This is a genomic window from Enterobacter sp. Ap-1006 (genome assembly GCF_011752835.1).
Taxonomy (GTDB): domain Bacteria; phylum Pseudomonadota; class Gammaproteobacteria; order Enterobacterales; family Enterobacteriaceae; genus Cedecea.
In genome coordinates this window covers 1-4,438 of sequence record NZ_VWWU01000013.1, presented here as the reverse complement: position 1 = coordinate 4,438, position 4,438 = coordinate 1, and the positions used below count along the sequence as shown (strand labels likewise).

Here is a 4,438-nt window from a genome sequence, read left to right as displayed (position 1 = left end):
ACTCAACGTGGGAGGTGTTGATGGTGATACCACGAGCTTTTTCTTCTGGTGCGTTATCGATCTGGTCGAATGCACGAGCAGAACCACCGTAGGTTTTAGCCAGAACGGTAGTGATTGCAGCGGTCAGCGTTGTTTTACCATGGTCAACGTGGCCGATAGTACCGACGTTAACGTGCGGTTTTGTACGTTCAAACTTTTCTTTAGACATCGATTGTCCCTCTAAGACACGGATAAATCGGTGATATCACCACATCAACCAGGCATATGCCTGAATTAGCTGAATGCATTAACAGAAGAGAAACAGGGAGGAGATAAAGAAGTGGTGCTGATAGGCAGATTCGAACTGCCGACCTCACCCTTACCAAGGGTGCGCTCTACCAACTGAGCTATATCAGCACATCTTGTTGGAGCGGGCAGTGGGAATCGAACCCACATCATCAGCTTGGAAGGCTGAGGTAATAGCCATTATACGATGCCCGCATCCTGGAACTCGGCTACCTGAATCTTTCTGTAGTGAATATGAGAGAAGGCCTCTCAGTATTCGGGTCGACAAACTGTTCGTTTATCGCACCGGGCTTCGCAATGCGTTGCCGAATATGGTGGTGGGGGAAGGATTCGAACCTTCGAAGTCGATGACGGCAGATTTACAGTCTGCTCCCTTTGGCCGCTCGGGAACCCCACCTGGGGTACTTGATGGTGCCGGCTACCGGAATCGAACTGGTGACCTACTGATTACAAGTCAGTTGCTCTACCTACTGAGCTAAGCCGGCATCAAGTAGCGCGCATTCTAGGAAGAGAGCGCCGCTCATGCAACAAAAAAATCGCATAAAATGCACTACCGCTCACATTTTGCGCTAGATCTCGAGAATATGGCGGCTAAAGCACCAATTGAGAGCAAATTTTCATCGTTTCCGGCATCTGTTTTTCCTGGAAAAAGGTGCCTGGCGATGCCTGAGTGACAAATAATAATCATCAGAAATAAGACTGCCCCTTTAAAATGGCTCGCAGCCCCTTCTTTCACTGTAAGCGCAACGTGATGTACCCGCCGTAATACATCACTGTTGTTGATTTTTTCTTATTGTTCTCTTCATTCAGGTGTTACCCTCCTGCCCACTGTTGAAAAGTTAAATACGCGGCATACTTTTTATACACAACGTCTGATTACTTGCGTTCGAGAATGTAGCGCGTAAATTTTGTCCTGAATTACAGGCAGAAGCATGCTTATGAGTAATAAAGAGCAAATGTTGGCAACAACCCCTTATCTACAATTTGACCGGAGCCAATGGGCAGCATTGCGCGACTCTGTTCCCATGACGTTAACCGAAGGGGAAATCGCCCGGTTAAAAGGCATTAACGAAGACCTCTCCCTGGAAGAGGTGGCGGAGATTTACCTGCCGCTGTCTCGTCTGCTCAATTTCTATATCAGTTCAAACCTGCGGCGCCAGGCAGTACTCGAGCAGTTCCTTGGCACCAATGGCCAACGTATTCCCTACATCATCAGTATTGCGGGAAGTGTGGCTGTCGGAAAGAGCACGACAGCGCGTGTGCTGCAGGCCCTACTCAGCCGTTGGCCTGAGCACCGTCAGGTTGAACTGATTACCACCGACGGCTTCCTTCATCCAAATAAAGTGCTTAAAGAGCGCAATTTGATGAAGAAGAAAGGCTTCCCGCAATCCTATGATATGCATCGTCTGGTGAAATTTGTCTCCGACATTAAATCTGGTGCAACCAACGTGACGGCGCCGGTGTACTCGCATTTGGTGTACGACGTGATCCCCGACGGTGATAAGACCGTTGCCCAACCGGATATCTTGATTCTGGAAGGGTTAAACGTTCTGCAAAGCGGAATGGATTATCCCCACGATCCACATCATGTATTTGTTTCTGACTTCGTAGATTTTTCTATATATGTAGATGCGCCGGAAGAGCTATTACAGAATTGGTATATAAATCGGTTCTTAAAATTCCGTGAAGGTGCATTCACCGATCCAAACTCTTATTTCCACAGCTATGCAAAGCTCTCTAAAGATGAAGCCATAAATATTGCAACGCAGCTATGGAATGAAATTAATTTATTGAATTTAAAACAAAACATATTACCAACACGCGATCGCGCAAGCTTGATTATGACAAAAAGTGCTAATCATGCCGTTGATTGTGTCAAACTGAGAAAATAATAAGATGAGGGGGAATTCCCCCTCTCTTTAATTTGCGCCGCGCAGAGAAATCTCACCGCCAACCCAAGCTTTTATTACTCCGTCCTGCTCCAACAATAATCCACCCTGCTCATTAATGCCTCGAGATATTCCATGGACCTCTCGTTCCCCAATAATGAGTTTTACCGGTCGATTGATGAAGTTATCCAGTTTTTCCCAACGAGGCAGGAACGGTAATAAACTTTCCTGCTCAAACAGCTGTAGTGCCGTACGTAACTCCTGGATTAGAGTGACCGCTAGCGTATTCCTGTCAATACGGATGCCAGCTTCCTGGAGGTTGATCCATCCCTGATTAATTACATCTGTAGCAACATTACGCATCGCAAGATTAATCCCAGCACCGATAACGATTTGCGCGGCATCCCCCGTTTTCCCGGTGAGTTCAACCAAAATACCGGCGAGCTTGCGGTCGTTCAGATAGAGGTCGTTTGGCCATTTTACCCTGACGTCTTCAGCGCCAAGGCGTTGTAATACTTCCGCCATCACAATGCCAATAACCAGACTGAGTCCAATTGCCGCAGCTGGCCCCTGTTCCAGACGCCAGTACATGGACAAATAGAGATTTGCTCCAAAGGGAGAGAACCATTGACGGCCACGTCTTCCACGGCCGGCCTGCTGGTATTCCGCTATACACGCATCACCAGACTGAAGGGAATTGAGCCGGTCAAGCAGGTATTGGTTGGTGGAATCAATAACCGGCAGGACAGCAACCGTCCCACTCTCTATCTGTGACTTAATAAAATCTTCATCCAGTAACTGGATAGGCTCCGGCAAGCTATACCCCTTGCCTGGAACGGTAAAGACATCGATTCCCCAGTCCCGCAGGGTTTGAACATGCTTATTAATGGCCGCCCGGCTCATGCCTAGCTGCTCACCCAGTTGCTCACCTGAATGAAACTCACCGTCTGCCAGAATACTAATTAACGTTAACGGAACCCGATTGTCTTTCACGCGATAGTCTCCACGGCACTGACTTCCCCTTTGCTAGCCATAAAGCGAACTTCTGGTTCAAGCCAGACATCAAACTTTTCACCAACCTGTTGGCGTACGTAGTGTGCAAGGGCAACAATATCTGCGCTGCTGGCATTTTCTTCGTTAATGATGACCAAGGCCTGTTGCCGATGAATCGCGGCTCCACCAATGCGGTATCCCTTCAACTGACATTGATCGATCAGCCAACCTGCTGCAAGTTTAACGCTGCCATCTGGCTGAGGGTAATGGGGGACGTTTGCGCCACAAGAAATCAGTTTTTCTGCCTGTTCCGCGCTAATAACGGGGTTTTTGAAGAAACTGCCGGCATTACCATTCACTTTTGGATCGGGCAGCTTCGAGCTCCTCATATTGCAGACGCTTTCAAAAACCTGCTGGGGTGTAACGGTCGAAGGATCCAGTTTACTCAGGTCGCCGTAGCTGAGAACCGGCCTCCAGGCTTTAGGCAAGCGATAGCCAACGGCTACAATTGCAAAGCGGTCCTGGTAGTCATGTTTAAAGATGCTGTCCCGGTAGCCAAAGCGGCATTCTGCGTTTGTTAAACGCAATGCCTGGCCATTACTTAGCTCAACGCAATCGACATAGTTACATACCTGTTTAATTTCAACACCATATGCACCAATATTTTGAATGGGCGATGAGCCAGCACAGCCCGGTATCAGAGCAAGGTTTTCCAGACCTGGCATGCCTTGTTGGAGAGTATATTCCACGAGGTGATGCCAGTTTTCACCAGCACCGACATGGAGCAACCAGGCATCATCCGTCTCAGCAATTTCAATCCCTTTAATACGATTGATAATGACCATGCCTTCGAAGTTTTCGAGGAAAAGAACGTTACTGCCTTCCCCCAGAATAAGGACTGGCTGATGTGCCTGCGTCGATTCTGCCCATGCTTCAGTAAGCTGTTGTACAGATTCAGCGATAACAATATGTGTCGCAGTTGCCTGAATGCCGAAGGTATTGAAGGGTTTAAGAGAGGAGTTCATGTCAGCCATTTTCCGGAATATCAACTCAACTAGTTTACCCGATCCTGTTGGGATTGGCTTGCCTGTCTCAATAGAACGCGCACAGCAAAAAGGCCCAGTCTTTCGACTGAGCCTTTCGCTTTTATTTGATGCCTGGCAGTTCCCTACTCTCGCATGGGGAGACCCCACACTACCATCGGCGCTACGGCGTTTCACTTCTGAGTTCGGCATGGGGTCAGGTGGGACCACCGCGCTACGGCCGCCAGG

At 48.4% G+C, this 4,438-nt stretch carries 4 protein-coding genes, 4 tRNA genes and 1 rRNA gene; 1 reads left to right on the top strand and 8 read right to left on the bottom strand.

The genetic code is table 11. The features are described from left to right. The 5 genes from F3J28_RS22215 to F3J28_RS22195 form a co-directional block, all read right to left on the bottom strand. Window positions 1-208, bottom strand: a 208-nt coding sequence (locus tag F3J28_RS22215) for a GTP-binding protein (protein WP_021242225.1), incomplete at its 3' end; no start/stop codon positions are given. Window positions 209-320: 112 nt separating this feature from the next. Next, a tRNA-Thr gene (locus tag F3J28_RS22210) sits at window positions 321-396 on the bottom strand. Between the two features lie 9 nt (window positions 397-405). After that, a tRNA-Gly gene (locus F3J28_RS22205) sits at window positions 406-480 on the bottom strand. 117 nt (window positions 481-597) lie between these two features. Then, window positions 598-682: transfer RNA gene (locus tag F3J28_RS22200), tRNA-Tyr, on the bottom strand. A 12-nt stretch (window positions 683-694) separates the two neighbouring features. Continuing rightward, window positions 695-770 (bottom strand) — tRNA-Thr (locus tag F3J28_RS22195). A gap of 453 nt (window positions 771-1,223) precedes the next feature. Here F3J28_RS22195 and coaA point away from each other — a divergent pair. After that, entirely contained in the window at window positions 1,224-2,177 is a 954-nt protein-coding gene (gene coaA, locus F3J28_RS22190; RefSeq protein WP_034808670.1) for a type I pantothenate kinase, read from the top strand. 27 nt (window positions 2,178-2,204) lie between these two features. Here coaA and birA read toward each other — a convergent pair whose 3' ends face one another. The 3 genes from birA to rrf form a co-directional block, all read right to left on the bottom strand. Then, entirely contained in the window at window positions 2,205-3,167 is a 963-nt protein-coding gene (gene birA, locus F3J28_RS22185) for a bifunctional biotin--[acetyl-CoA-carboxylase] ligase/biotin operon repressor BirA (RefSeq protein ID WP_166869381.1), read from the bottom strand. After that, complete coding sequence (murB, locus tag F3J28_RS22180) at window positions 3,164-4,192, bottom strand: UDP-N-acetylmuramate dehydrogenase (RefSeq protein ID WP_166879817.1); 1,029 nt, start codon at window positions 4,190-4,192, stop codon at window positions 3,164-3,166. The genes birA and murB overlap by 4 nt, the downstream gene beginning before the upstream one ends. 130 nt (window positions 4,193-4,322) lie before the next feature. Further along, window positions 4,323-4,438, bottom strand: a 5S ribosomal RNA gene (gene rrf / locus F3J28_RS22175).